A 17052-nucleotide genomic window follows, 5' to 3' on the forward strand; every position below is an offset into this window, starting at 1 on the left:
GAAACGCATGAAAAGGAACCTTGTACTTCTACTGCTTTGCTCACTGACTGCCATGCCTGTGCAGGCCGAGACGTCAGAGCCATCGCAACCCGCCGGCTTGCCCGCCGAAGTCATCACCGTCACTTCCGCCTCATTGACCGAACAGCTCAACGCTGTTGGTGTGCTTCAGGCCAATGAAGCCGTGATGGTCAGCCCCGAGCAGAATGGCCGCGTCAGTGACATTCTGTTCTCAGAAGGGCAGAAAATTGAAGCCGGCACACCGCTGTTCCAACTTGACAGCGCACTTTACGACGCCGCCCTCGCACAGGCACGCGCACGCGCGCGGCTGAGCGAGCTGGAGTACCAGCGCGCCTCAAGCCTGTTGGAAAAGCGAGTCGGCTCACGTACCGAACATGACACCCGCCTTGCGCAACTGCGTGTCGACCAGGCTGAGGTCGCTCTGGCCCAGACCCAGCTCGATAAAATGACGGTACGCGCTCCTTTCTCCGGCACACTCGGGCTACGCCAGGTCAGCCCCGGCGATTTTGTTACCTCTGGCCAGCCGCTGGTCGAACTGACCGACCTGTCGACACTCAAGGTCGAATTCAGCATTCCCGAACGCCACCTGCAACAATTGCAAACCGGTCAGCCCCTGTCGCTGATCATTGATGCCCTGGGCGCTGATGCATTCGCCGGTGAGATCTATGCCATTGCCCCAAGCGCCAACCCGACCAGCCACAACATCCGGGTGCGCGCACGTGTCCCCAACCCCGATGGCGTTCTGCGCCCGGGGCTCTTTGCACGCATTCAGGTTGAAACCGCGCGTCATGAACAGGCGCTGGTCGTGCCAGAGCAAGCCCTGATCCTGCAGGGCAATCAGACACTGGTCATGCAGCTGAATGCCGACAACCAGGCCGAGCTGACCCCGGTCACCACCGGCCTGCGCCGCTTCGGCGAGGTTCAGATTCTGTCGGGGCTCGCTCCCGGCGCCGTAGTCGTCACGGCCGGACACCTGAAACTGCGCCCGGGCATGCCTGTCACACCGGTCTTTGCTGATGCACCGGACGAGGACGCCGACGCATGATACTGTCCGACATCAGCATCAAGCGCCCGGTTCTCGCGACCGTGATGAGCCTGCTGGTCCTACTGGTCGGCCTGATCGCCTATGACCGCCTCAGCGTGCGCGAATATCCCAAGATCGACGTACCCGTGGTATCGGTCGAAACGGTCTACCCCGGCGCCAGCGCGTCCATCATCGAATCCCAGGTCACCAAGATCATCGAGGATTCACTGTCCGGCATCGAGGGCATTGATTTCATCAGCTCGATCAGCCGCTCGGAAAAAAGCCAGATTTCCGTCACCTTCAGACTCGAGCGTGACCCGGACGATGCGGCCAGTGAGGTGCGTGACCGGGTTGGGCGTGTGCGCGGCCAGCTACCGGATGATATCGAGGAACCCGTGGTCGCCAAGTCCGAAGCGGATGCCCAACCGATCATCTGGATTGCGCTTTCGTCGGACACCCACACCACCATGGAAGTGACAGATTACGCCGAAAACCGCGTCAAGGACCCGCTGCAGACCGTACCCGGCGTAGCCAGCGTGATGATTGTTGGTGAGCGTCGCTATGCCATGCGCATCTGGCTGGACCCACAGAAGATGGCCGCCTATCGCATCGTGCCCGGCGATATCGAAGCCGCCCTCAGTGCCCAGAACGTCGAGATTCCGGCCGGCCGTATCGAGAGCCGTGACCGCGAATTCACTGTACTGGCACAGACCGACCTGAACACGGTCGAGGAGTTCGAGCGCGTTATCATCCGTAACGACAACGGTTACCCGGTGCGCGTAAGCGACATCGCCCGTGTCGAGATTGCGCCGGCTTCCGAACGCAATACCGCACGTTTTAACGGCGACAATGCCGTGGCCCTAGGGGTCATCAAGCAGTCAACCGCCAACCCGCTGGACGTATCGGCCGGCGTACGCGAGATGCTTGAACAAATTGATCAGAACCTGCCCGAAGGGATGCACGCCCAAATCGGCTACGATTCATCGCTATTCATCGAGGAATCCATTGACTCGGTGTTTACCACGCTCTGGCAGGCCGGGGCGCTGGTGGTGCTGGTGATTTTCTTCTTCCTGCGCAACCTCAAGGCCACGCTGATACCGGTCCTGACCATACCACTGTCCTTGATCGGCGCCTTTGCCATGATGTCGCTGCTGGGCTTCTCGATCAATACCCTGACCCTGCTGGCACTGGTACTGGCCATCGGCCTGGTGGTAGACGATGCCATCGTCATGCTGGAAAACATCTACCGCCACGTGGAAGCCGGGCTGGACCCGATTCAGGCCGCCTTCAAGGGGGCACGAGAGATCGGCTTTGCAGTCATCGCGACCACTGCCACTCTAGTAGCGGTCTTTGTCCCGGTGGCTTTTTCCACCGGCCGTACCGGCAAGCTATTCACCGAGTTCGCGCTGACACTGGCGGGGTCGGTTGTGGTGTCGACCTTCATTGCATTGTCGCTCTCGCCCATGCTCAGCTCCCGCCTGCTGCACCACGAGAAGCGCCACAGCGCCCTGTTCAACCTGATTGAAAACGGTCTCAACACCATCAGCGCTGCCTATCAGTGCCTGCTGAGCCGAGTCCTGCGCTCGCGCCTGCTGGCGGTAGGTCTGCTGGGGGTTAGTGCAGCCGGAGCCGCCTATTTCTATCAGCAACTCCCTCAGGAACTGGCACCGGTCGAGGACAGGGGCACCATCATGACCTTTTCCATCTCACCCGAAGGCTCCTCGGTGGATTACGTCGACCGTTATGCACGCCAAGTGGAGTCCATCGTCGGCCAGGTACCTGAAGGCATGTACTATTTCGGTGTTGTCGGCTTCCCCAGCGAGACCAACTCACTGACCTTCCTGCGCCTGCAGGACTGGGACGACCGCGAGCGCAAGCAGCAGGCCATCACCGAAAGCCTCACTCCACAGCTGTACGGCGGCGTAACCGGCAACATGAGCTTTGCCATGAATCCGCCGTCACTGGGCCAGAGCATCATTTCACGACCGGTGGAGTTCATCATCAAGACCACGGCCGATTATGAGCAGCTGGCGATCATCACTGATCAGATGCTCGCCAGGATGGCGCAGAACCCGGGGCTGGCCCAGCCGGATACCGACCTGAAACTGAACAAGCCGGAGCTGGTGGTCACATTGGACCGTGACAAGGTTTCGGATGTCGGCATCAACGTCAACACCATTGGCCGCAGCCTGGAAACCTTCATGGCCGGCCGCGAACTGACTCGCTACAAGCAGCAGGGCGAGCAGTATGACGTCATACTGCAGGTCGAAGACCGGTATCGCCAAACCCCCGCAGACCTGACCCATGCCTATGTACGGGGTGACGCCGGTGACATGATCCAGCTCGCCAACCTGGTGCGTGTGGAAGAAAGCATCACCGCCAAGGAACTGAACCATTTCGACAAGCTCAAGGCCGTCAAGATTCAGGCCATGCTGGCACCGGGATACAGCCTGGGTGAAGCACTGGCCTTCATGGAAAGCAGCCTGCAGGATATTGCACCGGATGCGCTCTACGACTATGCCGGCCAGTCACGCGAATTCAAGGAATCCAGCAACACCCTGCAGATGACCTTTGGACTGGCGCTGATCTTCATCTTTCTGGTGCTGGCAGCCCAGTTCGAGAGTTTCAAGAATCCGCTGATTATCATGCTGTCGGTGCCGCCGGCACTGGCGGGCGCCCTGCTGGCACTGCACTACAGTGGCGGCTCGCTGAGTATTTACAGCCAGATCGGTCTGATCACACTGGTCGGCCTGGTCACCAAGCATGGCATCCTCATTATCGAGTTTGCCAACCAGTTGCAGGATCGCGGCACGGCACTGGCCGATGCCATTGTCGAAGCATCCGCACTGCGACTGCGCCCGATTCTGATGACGACCGGCGCAACCGTGCTGGGCGCCCTCCCCCTGGCCATGGCCTTTGGTGCCGGTGCCGAGTCACGTCAGCAGATCGGCTGGGTTATCGTGGGAGGCATGCTGTTCGGCACTCTGCTGACACTGTTCGTCATCCCCACCGTCTATAGTTACTTTGGTAAACGCAACTTCCGTCAGGTCGAGCCTGATCCTGCATACCGATAAGGAAGCACGCACGTGAAAAAAATGAAGCAACAACTCATTCCACTGCTGTTGGCCGGCTCTCTGGCCAGCACCGGCGCACATGCAGGTGCTCTGGCTGATCTGTATCAGCTGGCACTGGACAACGATCCTCAGCTCAAAGCTGCTGAAGCGACTTATCTGGCAGGGCAGGAAGCTGTCCCCCAGGGCCGTGCCGGACTGCTGCCACAGATCAATGCCGGTGCCAGCTACACCCACACGGACAGTGGCGCGCTGGACCAGTCGGCCAAGGACCGAGCCTGGCAGGTATCACTGGTACAGCCGGTGTTTGATACCACCAAATGGTTCACCTTCCAGAAGAGTAAGGTGATCAGCGAACAGGCTCGACTGCAGTTCGACTTGGCGCAACAGCAGCTGATTCAGCGCTCGGTCAATGCCTATCTGGGCGTGCTCAACGCCATGAGCGCACTGGAAACCGCCCAGGCCCAGGAGCGCGCCCTGAAGCGTCGTCTAGACCAGGTCAACGCCCAGTTCGACGTCGGCCTGATTGCTATTACAGATGTCCAGGAAGCCCAGGCGTCATTCGACAATGCGGTGGTGCAGCGCATTGACGCAGAAGGAGCTCTGGCCAACAGCTATGAAGCCCTGGAGCGCCTGGCCGGCGAGTCGCTGGAGCAGGTTGATCCCCTGCGCGAGGATTACCCCATCGAAGCCCTGTCACCTGCCGATCCGGCCGCCTGGCTGGAAAAGGCGCGCAGCGGCAACCTGGCCCTGAAACTCAGCGAACTGGGGGTGGAAACCAGCCGCCGCGATACCCAGATTGCCCGTTCGGGCCACCACCCCAAGGTGAATCTGGAAGCGGCCTACGGTTACAGCGAAAACGAATTTCAGCCCACGACCGGGCAGTGGGATGACAACAGTCAGGTTGCGCTGACCCTGAGCGTACCGTTGTTCTCAGGTGGCGGCACCAGTTCACGCGTACGTGAAGCCGAACAGGGACTCTATGCCGCTCAGTACAACCGCGAAGACCAGTACCGTGCTGTCACCGAGCAGACACGCTCGCTGCTGCGCGATCTGCAGACCAGCGTACAAAGTGTGAAGGCGCGACTGCAAAGCATCAAGTCACGCGAAACCGCCCTGCGTGCCACCGAAGAAGGCTTCAACGTCGGCACCCGCAACGTGGTAGATGTGTTGCAGGCGGAGCAGGCCCTGTACCAGGCCCGCCTCGACTATGCGACAGCTCGCTTCAACCATGTCTCAACCCTGTTCCAGTTCAAGCTGCAGCTGGGTACCCTGAGCCCGGATGATCTGCTGGCACTGGACGAATGGCTGGACGCCAGCGCCTGAGCCACAAAAAAAGGCCGGTGAGCTGATTCACCGGCCTTTTTTCATATCCTGATCGAAACGGGGTTCAATGCAGGGTCGGGCTGTCCTCGTCCGAATCCGGAACAATCAACTGGCCCGAACCATCCATGGCCAAAGCGCCCTGTTCCTGTGCCAGCTCCAGCAACTGCTGCAGCAGCATTTCGGTCAGGTGGGCACTGATGATCAGGCCTGCGGGCGGATCGCCCTCGAACAGCTCCTCGTCCACCAGATCGTCGGCCCTCAGCCCCAGCAGCAGCGGATTTTCGACAATCAGCGGCGCCAGATCATTCGGTGCAAACACCACATAATCGGACGACACCTGCAGGGCCAATTGGTAAGCATCATGGGCTGCCTCAGACAGCTGCTTCAGGTAGGCTTTTTCAGCCGCGTTGAACAGCACGCTCAGCTGGCTGGTGCCACCGGACAGATCGGGGCCCCCTTCTACATCGCTGTAATCAATGCTTTTCACGGCCGGGACGTTATCCAGCTCCCAAGCATCCACGAGAATGCGATCCTCACTATCGACCTCCAGCCATTCACGGTTGACTGCAACTGCCAATAGCCCCTCCAGAGCGGCCGCACAGATATTACTGGTGACGATAACGCCGACGCTGGGATTATCCACCTCGGCCGGGTCTTCCACCAGCTGGCTGGCACGTGCCGACAGCAGCTTCGGATCATCAGCAATCAGCTCCGCCAGTGCCCTCGGGGGGAGGTTGAGTTTCTGCTGACACACCCGGTGAGCCGTGATATACGGTTCATGCTGACCGGTGTCCTGCATCACGCGCACGTATTCCTGGCGCAGCTGATCCATCATTTCTGCCAAACGCTGACTCATATCGGCCTCTTCAGTCACGGCGGTTCAGTGAATCGTAATGCCGACCGGCTTCACGTCGTCTTTCATTTGATCGAAGGCGACACGCAGTTGCTGCAACGGGATCAAACCGAAGTCGATTGGATCCTGCGGCAGCTCACACCAGTCCAGCGCCCAAACACGCGTCATCAACTCGTACTCGCCAATCAGCGCATCCAGAAAAATCATCACCGCTTCAACGCGCGGGTCCATTTCCAGAATCTTGGGCGCATCCTGCAGGTACACGGCCAGTTGCATCTTGCCGTTGATCACTCGCAATGAACACCAGAACTCTTCAATGTCGCACAGCTCTTCGCCCAAGTTCACACAAGAGGGAATCGGATCGTAGCGGTGGTTGAAAGCCCTGAAGGAAATTCCGCTCAGCTCCGGCGCAGCCCCCACCACGCTAAGCACGGCATGGATGGATTCAGGATAGCCGTCACAGCCGAAGATCATCTCGACCGGGCCTTCTTCGTGCTCCCGTTCGAAATGAAACGTCAGGTTGCGGTCGATTTTCTGCAGACTGTCACGATAGGTCGTCAGCAGGCCCTCGGCGTCAAAGTGCATCTCCTGCTGGCTTTGCAGCAGTTGGTCGAGAGTACGTTCGATCTGTTGCCAGAACGCCTCGATCCGTTTCAGATCAGGTTTGAAATTCATGCCCACCCAGTATCAAAAGTATCAGGTTCGCGGAACAACAACACCGGTCTGTCCCTGGTATTTGCCGTTGCGGTCACGATAGGAAGTTTCGCAGACGTCATCCGCACCCAAAAACAGCATCTGTGCCACACCCTCATGGGCATAAATGCGCGCAGGCAGTGGCGTCGTGTTGGAGAACTCCAGCGTCACGTGGCCCTCCCACTCGGGTTCCAACGGTGTGACGTTCACGATGATGCCACAGCGTGCATAGGTGCTTTTACCCAGGCAGATGGTCAGCACATCACGCGGAATACGGAAGTATTCGACGGTACGCGCCAGAGCAAAGGAGTTGGGCGGAATGATGCAGACATCAGATTTCACATCGACAAAGCTGTCCGGGTCGAAGTGCTTGGGATCAACGATGGACGAGTTAATGTTGGTGAAAATCTTGAATTCGTCCGCACAACGCACATCGTATCCGTAACTGGACGTTCCGTATGACACGATCGGCTGATCGTTGGCCCGACGTACCTGACCGGGCTCGAACGGCTCGATCATTCCATGCTCATCCGCCATGCGACGAATCCAGCGATCTGACTTTATACCCATAACACTCTATCTACCTGAAAAAACAGTCCTGAAAACAGTTCAGCAACGTAACAGCGCATTCTAACCGTTTTGCACAAAAAAAACCGCCCCGACCAAGGGCCGGGGCGGAAATATCATCTCGCTGTACTAATCCAATTCGACCGCAATGTTGGGTATGGAGTTCCCGCCGGTTGCACATTTTTCTGCCAGGGCCGCGCTGACACGCCGGGCAATCGCTCTATAGCGTTCAGCATGGGCGCTGTCCGGCTCGGCAATCACCGTTGGCCGACCGGCATCCGTCTGCTCCCGAATCGCCAGCGCCAGCGGCAACTGACCCAGCAGTTCGGTGTGATAATCATCCGCGATGCGCTCGCCACCCCCGGCGCCGAACAGCGCCTCTTCATGGCCGCATTGACTGCAGATGTGCACGCTCATATTCTCCACTACACCCAGCACGGGGATATCAACCTTGCGGAACATCTCGATACCCTTTTTGGCATCCAGCAATGCGATATCCTGAGGCGTGGTGACTACAACCGCTGCACTGACCGGCACACGCTGCGCCAATGTCAACTGGATGTCACCGGTGCCGGGCGGCATGTCGATCAACAGGTAATCCAGATCCTGCCACAGCGTTTGGTTCAGCAATTGCTGCATGGCACCACTGACCATGGGGCCACGCCAGACCATGGGCGTGTTTTCGTCCACCAGATAGCTCATCGACATGGATTGAATACCGTGTCGTTCGATCGGACGAAAGTATTTTTCTTCTGCGGTTTCCGGTCGCTCGCCTTCCAATACCCCCAGCATCATGCCTTGGCTGGGGCCGTAAATATCGGCATCCAGTATGCCAACACGGGCACCCTCGGCCGCCAGTGCCAGCGCCAGGTTGACCGTGGTGGTCGACTTGCCGACCCCGCCCTTGCCGGAAGCAACAGCGATGATGTTCTTGACCCCGGCCAATCCGGAAAGCTTTTTGGGGCTGGGGTGCGCATCGATCTGCTGCTCGATCACCAAACTGATGGCTCGCCCTTCAGCCAGCGGTGCCAGCGCATCTTTCAGCGCCTGCTTGATGTCAGCGTGGCGCGTGGCGCAGGCGTGCTTGCACTGAATGCGCAGTTCAATGCCGGTCTCGCTGACTTCGACGGCCTGCACGGCACCGGCCGCCGGCAGTGATTGCTTCAGATCCGGGTCGATATAGGCCGCCAGGGCCGTTTCAACCTGCTCTCGGGATAACGCTGTCACTGAGCCTCCTTCATTGCCTGTGACGGCAATAATAACCAACTGGATTACTGGGACATTATGCCCCAGTTTCCCCAACCAGATCCAGCGCCAGCCGTTTTGCAGCCGCCAGGTCAGTCTTGCCACTGCCCAACACCGGAATCTGTTCGACCTTTATCACCTGAGCGGGGCGGTACAGTGCCGGCACATCCGCCTTGCGCAGCCGGGACTGCACGTCTTCCGCATCTTCCTCGACCAGTAGCACGATCCGCTCGCCCTTCTTGTCATCCGGCACCGCGACGGCGGCCAGACGCTGCTCCTCATAGCCAAGACCACGCCCCAGCGCCGTTTCCACAGCGGACAGCGACAGCATTTCACCGCCCACTTTGGCAAAGCGGGAATATCGGTCCACGATGGTCAGGAAGCCGTCCTCATCCAGGTGGCCCTTGTCACCGGTCTTGTACCAGCGCAACCCATCCTGTTCGACAACCACTTCAGCGGTTTTTTCAGGGTTGTTCAGATACCCCTTCATGATCTGGCTGCCCCCGAGCAGAATCAGGCCATCTTCTCCGATCGGCAGCGGCTCAAGCGTATCTGGATCGACGATGCGGAACATGGAACCCGGCAGTGCCATGCCCACCGTGCCCTGACGCTCACCCACCTGTACGTTCCAGAAGCGGGTATCCAGGTAGTCCGGCAGATTCACACCGGCCACCGGCGTGGTCTCGGTACAGCCATAGCCTTCCAGCACCGGCACCTTGAAACGTGCTTCAAAACCGGTCTTGATAGTAGGCGAGAGTTTCTCGGCACCGGCCACCACCACGCGTAAGCTGTCGAACATCAGCGGATGCAGACGCTTGTTGCGCATGTAAATGCCCAGGAAGGTGCTGGTGCCGCACAGAATCGTGGCTCGGTAACGCGCCGCCGCCTTGCCGATATTGGCCGCATCCATGGGGTCGGGGTGGCACACCAGTGGAATGCCTTCCACCAGCGGCAGCATGCAGGTAACCGTCAGACCGAAGGCATGAAACAGCGGCAACGTCGCCAGAATGCAGTCATCGTTTTGAACGTTCAGCACCGCCGAAATCTGTTTCAGGTTGGCCATCATATTGCGATGACTCAACATCACCCCCTTGGGTGCACCTTCACTGCCGGATGAAAACAGAATGGCCGCTGTATCATCAAGCCCGCCCTTGCCGGCATAGAGCCACTGCAACACCGGCCGCGGCAGCAACACCGACTGCATCAGCGTCAGGACTGATTCGGTCTTGCCAATACCTTCCTTGACCGCTTCCAGCTTGACCACCGTTACCCGGGACAGCAACTCCTCGAGCTGCACGCCGCGCTGCTCCAGCTTTTTCAGGAAGCGCTCCGAAGTCACCAGGGTCTTCACGCCCGCCTGTTCCAAGGCACTGATCAAGGCCGATTCAGGTGCCGTGTAATTGAGATTAACCACCGTTTTGCCTGCCATCAGCGCCGCCATGTTGGCAATCGCCCCCCCGGCCGCCGTCGGCAACAGCATGCCCAGATTCTGCCCTTGCAGACGCTTCAAACGACGGCTGAACAGGATGCTGGCGGTCAGCAGACGACGGTGATTCAGCACCGGACCATTCAGGTCGGTCAAGGCCCAGTCCGTCGGCGCACTCTTGGCGGTGCGGATGAAGGCCGCCGGCAGGGTTTCCAGAGTGTCGGTGTATTCGTTCCAGGCCCGTACCGACAGCTCGACCACCGCCTGCTTGACCGCTTCGGCACGAGATTCCAGTGGCAGCGGCGTGCCGAAGGAGACAATGACGTCACGACGAATCCCCTGACTGGCAATGGCCTGCAGGCGTTCGCTGGAGCGAGAGAAACGGCTGCCCCACAGTCCGCGCAGATAGAACGGTACGATACGGACTGCCGGCAAGGTTTCATCCTCACCAACCTGTGCGATACGTTCGAAGCCGCGCTTGAATTCACCCAGCTGCCCACTGTAGCTGATGGCACCTTCAGGGAAGAGACAGACCACCTTGCCGTCGGCCAGCAACTGACGCACCTGTTTCATGGCACTGCGGCTACCACCGGTGGAGATCGGAATGACACCATAGAGATCCAGAAACCAGCGTAGATACCAGCGTTCGTAAATGGAACGTTCCATGACAAAATGGATATGGCGCGGGCAGGCCATTTGGACCATGGCCCAGTCCAGCCAGCTGATATGGTTACCCAGCAGGAGCACGCCTTCACCACTGGCCGGCAGATGCTCAAAGCCCTGCACCTTGAGGTTGTAGCGGCGTCGAACCAGCGCCGACACCAGCAGACGAATCAGTGCCTGGGGCAGCACCAGGACCGCAAAGCACGCACCGGCCACACCGACGGCACCGAGCAACCAGAGCAGATTCAGAGACGGAATCGATACCAGAGCACTGCCGACGGTCAGGATCAGGAAGGCCAGCATGCCGAGATTCTGCACGAAATTGTTGCCCGCCAGCACACGCCCCAAGCGCACTTCGGGGGCGTTGAACTGAATCAGCGCGTTGAGCGGTATGGTCATCAATGCACCGCTGACGCCGATCAGCAGAAAGGCAACAGCACTGAGCCAGATGGAATCCAGCGTCGGCAGCATGAGCAGACCGGCCGCCACCCCCACGGCACCGAGGGGAATCAGCCCGGCATTGATGAAATGACGCGACAACCGAGCCGCCAGCACCGACCCCAGCAGAATACCGATGCCCGCCATGGCCATCACGCTTTGAATCACGAAGGTATTATTCTGCTGCAAATGCGCTTCGGCGTAGGCCGGAAACACGGCCAGCATCACCTGGCTGACCGACCAGAACAGGGTCAAGCCAATGATGGACAGCAGGATAACGCGTGGCTCCCCCAGTGCTCGCAGGTTGCGCTTGAGGCTACGCCCGGTGAGGTAATCCTGCATGTCGAAGTGCTGAGTGCAGTCGGTTGTGCTCAACGCGGGCAAGCGATAGGCCAGCACCAGCTCGATCAGTGCACCGCCTACCAACAGCCAGCCCAACGGCGCCACTTCGGTCAGGATACCGGTTGTTGTCATGCTTTCCAGGCCGGCTACACGCCATTCGAACAGCGCCGAGAACGCCACAATGCCGCCCAGAATCGCCACCATGGTGGTCGCCTGAATCCAGCCATTGCCCTCGCTCAGGCGTTCGTTACCCACCAGCTCGCGAATGAAACCGTACTTGGCCGGTGAATAGAGTGCACTTTGCAAGGCCAATACGAATGTAAGTGCAAACGCCGGAATAAACCATCCCAGGTAGTAACAGCCGGTAATGGCCAGCGTTACTGCAACGGCTACCCAGGCCGAAACACGCATGACGCGGTGCTTGGGGTACTTGTCGGATAAAAATCCAGCCGGTGTAAACAGCAGGATGAACGGCAGCAGGATCAGGCCGTTAACCACGGCGGTGAGCAGAATCTGGGTATCGCCGTCATACACCTTGAACAGGGTATTTTGAATCGTGATCTTGTGCCCCAAATCCACGAAGGCATTGATGAAGGCAATGGCCACGAAGGCCACAAAGCCTCGCAACCTGAGCAATTCAAGCATGATGTGACTCCTTGTCCCAGCCTGCCAGCAGGCTATCGATCAGATGAATGCGAATGTCTTCAGCCGTCATTGCATCAGGCAAAAACAGCTTGTTGCTGTGTTCCAGTTGCGTCAGGCCATGGATGCCGCTCCACAGGATACGGCTGCGCAACTGACGCTCATGCCGATCAATCCGGGGATACAAGCGCGCAAGGCAGCCATCGATGTGTTCAAACAGCCCGCCAATACGGGTACTCAGTTGGTCAGGCAGCGGATTATCCGTGTTGGAGCGGTGCTCGAACAGCAGCCGCCAGCGTTCGGGGTACTGTTCGGCAAATGCCTGATAGATCCGGGCACAACCCTGAAGGCAAGCTACCGGGTCGGTTTCATCCACCTCCTTGATAGCCGCCATCAGGCAGGACAGCGTGCGTTCATTCAACTGCCAGCACAGGTCATCCAGGTTACTGAACAGGGTATATAGTGCACCCACCGAATAGCCGATAGCCGTTGCGACCTTGCGAGTGCTCAGGCCTGCCAACCCTTCCTGTGCGATGATGCGCTCGGCACTGGCCAGTGCCATTTCTCTCAGCTCTTCACGGGTATGATCGTTACGACGCGCCATGCCTGCCCTCCTTTTTGAACACTGTTCAATTAATGCCGAAAAATATAGAGAGGTGCCGGCAAGGAGTCAAGGTGATTTTGAACAGCGTTCAGTATACTAGAGGTACAGCGTTTCCACGACGGTTGGCAGGCTTTCGAACCCTGGCTTGGCAAAATAGTAGCCCTGCATCAGGCGCACACCTTTCGCACGAAAATATGCCATCTCCTCCCGGGTTTCGATGCCCTCAGCCAGCTGGGTAATCTCCAGACGCTGACAGATATCCAACAGCCCTTCAACAATGATCTGCTTGACCGGAAGAACGTGAATATCACGAACAAGCTCCATATCAAGCTTCAGTATGCTGGGCTGAAAACCGGCCAGCAGATTAAGACCAGCATGGCCGGCACCAAAATCATCCAGTGCGGTCACGAACCCTTGAGCGCGGTAATGCTCGAAAATGCGCGTCAGGTGCTTGGTATCATGCACCTGTTCCGACTCGGTGATTTCGAACATAATGCGCTCAGCCGGAAAATCATACTCCCGGGCTGCGGCCAAGGTACTGCGGATACAATGCTCCGGGGAATATACCGCGTTGGGCAGGAAATTGATGCTCAGGACCTGCTCAAGCCCCAACCGTGCTGCCAATGTGATCGCCTTTACACGACAGGCCTGGTCAAAGGCGTAGCGGTTTTCTTCATTGACCCGCGACAGCACTTCACCAGCCCCCTGCCCTTCGATCCCGCGCACCAGTGCCTCATAGCCAAAGATACAGCCGGATTCCACATCAACGATGGGTTGAAACGCAAAGGTAAAATCGAAATCCAGACAGATGCTACAACCGGCACAACCGACAGGCATACTGTGTTCGATAAGATCCGACATATAAAACTCCAGGCCTGATGAACAAAAGACAGGTTAAGATGGTGATCAGTTTAGTCGCTCGGTACAGTCATACGCGACCACACTCTGCAAAAGCAGCCATACGCAGAATGATTGTCTCCAGATTAACACACTTATAGCCTGGCACTGCAGCCTCTTTTTGCAACATTCAAGGAGTATACAACATGATCAAGCCCCTGCTGGCGGCCCTCACGCTCAGTATGAGCCCCCTCCTCGCACATGCCGAAACACCTGACGCAGCAGCAGCGATTGTAAGCCTCAATACCACTTTGGGCAGCATCGAACTGACCCTGAATCCGGCACAAGCCCCCGCCAGTGTTGAAAACTTTCTTCAATATGTTGAAAGCAACCACTATGACGGCGTCATCTTTCACCGCGTGATTCCCGGCTTCATGATTCAAGGTGGCGGTTTTACGCCCGAGATGCAGCAATTGGAGACAGGGACTCCTGTACAGAACGAGTCTGACAACGGCCTGAGCAACCGTCGCGGCACCATCGCCATGGCCCGCACCCGCGACCCGGACAGTGCCACCGCTCAGTTTTTCATCAATACATCTGATAACCGTCGCCTTGACGGCATGCCAGGCCGCCCCGGCTATACCGTGTTCGGCGAGGTCACTGAAGGCATGGATGTGGTCGATGCAATCAACCGCGTGCAAACCACCCGCAAGGGGCGCCATCGCGACGTTCCGGTCGACCCGGTCATTATTGAAAGCGCCCGCGTTATCACCCCTGCGCCTGCAGCGGAATAAGCCGCGCCAACCGATACAAAAAAGCCCTGCAATGCAGGGCTTTTGTTGGATCAGGTAATCATCAGTTACGCTGGTCGAAGTCCAGCACCACCTCATTGGTGATCGGGTGCGCCTGACAGCTGAGCACGTAACCGGCTTCGATTTCGTGTGGCTCCAGGCCGTGGGAGATGTCCATCTCCACTTCACCCTTGATCAGCTTGCACTTGCAGGTGGAGCAAACACCGCCCTTGCACGAGTACGGTAGGTCCATGCCCACTTCGATACCAGCATCAAGGATGTTCTGACCGACTGTCGCCAGATCGAACATCACCGAGCGGCCATCAGCCACGACGGTCACCTTGCTCATCTTCTCTTCGCCGTACTGAGCCACGCGTGCCTGGGCTTTGGCCAGAGTCGCTTCAGCATCCGCAGAGGAGCTGGCAAAGAGTTCGTAATGGATCTGCTCGTCACTCAGGCCTTCCATGCGGAAACCGCGCGAGACCTCAGTCATCATCGCTTCAGGACCACAGATGAAGGCTTCATCAGTGTTCTTGATATCGATCAGGCCCGCCTTCTGCAGCGCGTAGCCCTTTTTGTTATCGATACGGCCATTCAGCAGATCGGCACCCTGGTCTTCATAGTCCATGATGTTGATCCACTGGAAGCGATCCATGTAACGGTTCTTGACGAAGTTCAGCTCGTCCTTGAACATCACGGTGTTGGAACGCTGGTTGCCGTAGATCAAGGTCACCCGGCTGTTGGGCTCGATGTCCAGCACCGACTTCATGATAGAGATCATCGGCGTAATACCGGAACCGGCCGCAATGCACATATAGTTCTTGGCATTGTTCGCGCTCAGCTCAGTGTAGAAGCTGCCCTGCGGCGGCATGACTTCGATATCCATGCCCGGCTTGAAGTGATCGTTGGCGTAGTTGGAAAAACGGCCACCATCCACACGCTTGATGCCGACACGCATGTGACCATCGGTTACGCCAGAGCAGATGGAGTAAGAACGACGCACGTCTTCTCCATCAATCATGGCGCGCAGGGTCAGAAACTGGCCCTGGATAAACTTGAATTTCTCGGTCAGTTCTTCAGGAACAGCAAAGGTCACGCTAATGGCCGAGTCGGTCTCCGGCTGCACATCGGCAATCTTCAGCGTGTAGAAATTGGTGTCAGACATCGCTTCACCTTATATTTTTTTAAAGTAGTCAAACGGCTCGTTGCAGTCGTTGCACTGGAACAGTGCCTTGCAGGCGGTGGAGCCAAACTCGCTAATCCGGCGGGTATTGCGTGAGCTGCAATGCGGGCACTGGGCATGCGCATCCGGCGTCAGGCCATCGTCATCCAGCTCGGCGTCTTCCGGCGGCGCTATGCCGTAATTGCGTAGCTTGCGCCGTCCATCCGGCGACATCCACTCCGAACTCCAGGCCGGTGACAGCTTGGTCTTGACCTCGACCTGGTCGTAGCCGGACGCCTTGAGCGCCGCGATAACGTCGTCGGTAATGGTGTTCATGGCCGGACAGCCCGAGTACGTGGGGGTGATGGTGACCACAATGTGGTCACCATCACGTTCCACATCACGCAATATCCCCAGATCCCAGATGCTCAGCACGGGGACTTCAGGGTCCTTGACCTGGTCGAGCAGGTCCCAGAGATCCTTGACGTCAGCCGCGTTGCGCTGCTGCAGACGGCGGTACTGCTCTTCCGGCATCAGTGATATTTCGTTCATGTGTTATCTCCCGCGAACGCCTGCACTTACCACTGACAACCCGGGTAAGAGCGGTGCACAATCTGCATCTCGGTCAGCATGTGACCCAGGTGCTCGGTATGGTAGCCGGTCCGGCCGCCACGCACGGCCCAGTCGTCTTCCGGCACGGTCAAGGTGGCTTCAGTCAGGATGTCGCTGACCATCTTGAGCCAGGTATCACGCAGCTTGGAGACATCGACACCGATACCGGCATCCGCCAGCATCTGCTCGGTTTCATCCATGTCGAACAGCTCATGGGTGAAGCCCCACAGGGCGTCGACCGCTTTCTGCGTGCGCTTGTGGCTCTCTTCGGTACCGTCACCCAGACGCATCACCCACTCGCGACTGCGACGCAGGTGATACTTGGTTTCCTTGATGGCCTTGGCCGCGATGGCGGACAGGGTTTCATCCTTGGACTGCAGCAGTTCCGGCAGCATGACCGTGTAGTACACATCGGCAAACAGCTGACGCACCTGCGAGTAGGCAAAGTCGCCCTTGGGCATTTCCATCAGCAGCAGGTTGCGATAGTCACGGTCGCTGCGCATATAGGCGAAGTCATCTTCGGTACGGCCATCATCGGCCAGCTCGGCAGCATAGGTGTAGAACATGCGCGCACGGCCGATGTAGTCCAGCGCCACGTTACCGTAGGCGATATCTTCTTCCAGGAAAGGACCGTAGCTGACCCACTCGGAGATCCGGTGACCCAGCACAACCGAGTCGTCACCCAGGCGGGTCGCGTATTCCAGCGTTGCCGCTTTGATTGCATCACTCATTACTTGT

The 17052-nt window shown here is 58.2% G+C and carries 14 protein-coding genes; 4 read left to right on the plus strand and 10 right to left on the minus strand.

Annotation, left to right across the window (positions count from 1 at the left end; all coding sequences use genetic code 11):
- The first annotated feature begins 7 nt into the window (after positions 1-7).
- The 3 genes from KTN04_RS01685 to KTN04_RS01695 are packed head-to-tail and all read left to right on the plus strand — an operon-like array spanning position 8 to position 5439.
- Positions 8-1063 (plus strand): efflux RND transporter periplasmic adaptor subunit, encoded by a 1056-nt coding sequence (locus KTN04_RS01685; RefSeq protein WP_217333469.1) that lies wholly within the window; start codon positions 8-10, stop codon positions 1061-1063.
- Positions 1060-4116, plus strand: coding sequence for an efflux RND transporter permease subunit (locus tag KTN04_RS01690; protein ID WP_217333470.1), 3057 nt, complete (start codon positions 1060-1062; stop codon positions 4114-4116). Before KTN04_RS01685 ends, KTN04_RS01690 begins: the two co-directional genes overlap by 4 nt.
- Before the next feature lie 21 nt (positions 4117-4137).
- Positions 4138-5439, plus strand: a complete 1302-nt coding sequence (locus KTN04_RS01695; protein ID WP_254262284.1) for a TolC family outer membrane protein — start codon at positions 4138-4140, stop codon at positions 5437-5439.
- Between the two features lie 64 nt (positions 5440-5503).
- Here KTN04_RS01695 and KTN04_RS01700 read toward each other — a convergent pair whose 3' ends face one another.
- From KTN04_RS01700 to KTN04_RS01730, 7 genes are all read right to left on the minus strand, one after another.
- Positions 5504-6295, minus strand: a complete 792-nt coding sequence (locus KTN04_RS01700; protein WP_217333472.1) for a hypothetical protein — start codon at positions 6293-6295, stop codon at positions 5504-5506.
- A gap of 24 nt (positions 6296-6319) precedes the next feature.
- On the minus strand, positions 6320-6967 hold the full coding sequence (locus KTN04_RS01705; RefSeq protein WP_217333473.1) for a hypothetical protein: 648 nt from the start codon (positions 6965-6967) through the stop codon (positions 6320-6322).
- A 21-nt stretch (positions 6968-6988) separates the two neighbouring features.
- On the minus strand, positions 6989-7555 hold the full coding sequence (dcd, locus tag KTN04_RS01710) for a dCTP deaminase (RefSeq protein WP_217333474.1): 567 nt from the start codon (positions 7553-7555) through the stop codon (positions 6989-6991).
- A 126-nt stretch (positions 7556-7681) separates the two neighbouring features.
- Entirely contained in the window at positions 7682-8779 is a 1098-nt protein-coding gene (apbC, locus tag KTN04_RS01715; protein WP_217333475.1) for an iron-sulfur cluster carrier protein ApbC, read from the minus strand.
- 55 nt (positions 8780-8834) lie between these two features.
- Positions 8835-12311 (minus strand): acyl-[ACP]--phospholipid O-acyltransferase, encoded by a 3477-nt coding sequence (locus KTN04_RS01720; RefSeq protein WP_217333476.1) that lies wholly within the window; start codon positions 12309-12311, stop codon positions 8835-8837.
- On the minus strand, positions 12304-12912 hold the full coding sequence (locus tag KTN04_RS01725) for a TetR/AcrR family transcriptional regulator (protein WP_217333477.1): 609 nt from the start codon (positions 12910-12912) through the stop codon (positions 12304-12306). The genes KTN04_RS01720 and KTN04_RS01725 overlap by 8 nt, the downstream gene beginning before the upstream one ends.
- A 96-nt stretch (positions 12913-13008) precedes the next feature.
- Complete coding sequence (locus tag KTN04_RS01730) at positions 13009-13773, minus strand: EAL domain-containing protein (protein WP_217333478.1); 765 nt, start codon at positions 13771-13773, stop codon at positions 13009-13011.
- Between the two features lie 182 nt (positions 13774-13955).
- Between KTN04_RS01730 and KTN04_RS01735 the strand changes: the two genes are divergently transcribed.
- Positions 13956-14543 (plus strand): peptidylprolyl isomerase, encoded by a 588-nt coding sequence (locus KTN04_RS01735; RefSeq protein WP_217333479.1) that lies wholly within the window; start codon positions 13956-13958, stop codon positions 14541-14543.
- A gap of 61 nt (positions 14544-14604) precedes the next feature.
- Here the strand turns inward: KTN04_RS01735 and paaE are convergent, their stop codons facing one another.
- Genes paaE through paaC form a run of 3 tightly spaced genes read right to left on the minus strand, consistent with a single transcriptional unit; the run spans position 14605 to position 17045 of the window.
- On the minus strand, positions 14605-15705 hold the full coding sequence (gene paaE / locus KTN04_RS01740; RefSeq protein WP_217333480.1) for a 1,2-phenylacetyl-CoA epoxidase subunit PaaE: 1101 nt from the start codon (positions 15703-15705) through the stop codon (positions 14605-14607).
- A gap of 9 nt (positions 15706-15714) precedes the next feature.
- The gene (paaD, locus tag KTN04_RS01745; RefSeq protein ID WP_217333481.1) at positions 15715-16254 is read right to left on the minus strand and encodes a 1,2-phenylacetyl-CoA epoxidase subunit PaaD; all 540 of its coding nucleotides are present in this window, start codon (positions 16252-16254) and stop codon (positions 15715-15717) included.
- A 26-nt stretch (positions 16255-16280) separates the two neighbouring features.
- Complete coding sequence (gene paaC, locus KTN04_RS01750; protein WP_217333482.1) at positions 16281-17045, minus strand: 1,2-phenylacetyl-CoA epoxidase subunit PaaC; 765 nt, start codon at positions 17043-17045, stop codon at positions 16281-16283.
- Positions 17046-17052 lie beyond the last annotated feature (7 nt).

The sequence above is a fragment of the Marinobacterium weihaiense genome, assembly GCF_019061305.1.
GTDB lineage: Bacteria > Pseudomonadota > Gammaproteobacteria > Pseudomonadales > Balneatricaceae > Marinobacterium > Marinobacterium weihaiense.